Annotated in this window: 1 rRNA gene; it reads left to right on the plus strand. The window is 57.1% G+C overall.

The window, feature by feature from the left end:
* Nucleotides 1-45: 45 nt before the first annotated feature.
* Nucleotides 46-159: ribosomal RNA gene (gene rrf, locus ABQF30_RS29580) — 5S ribosomal RNA — on the plus strand.
* The last annotated feature ends 60 nt before the right edge of the window (nt 160-219 follow it).

Raw genomic sequence — 219 nt, forward strand, 5'->3', positions numbered from 1 at the left:
CCCCCACACCAACACGGGGGGCACTCAAAAACGAGTGAATAAAGTTACGGCGGTACATAGCGGCAGGGAAACGCCCGGACCCATCCCGAACCCGGAAGCTAAGCCTGCCAGCGCCGATGATACTACCCATTCGGGTGGAAAAGTAGGACACCGCCGAACACAAATTAACACCTGAGCCCCCCAATCCCAATTGGGGGGCTCAGGCATTTCCACACCAAA

The sequence above is a fragment of the Mycolicibacterium sp. XJ870 genome, assembly GCF_053483975.1.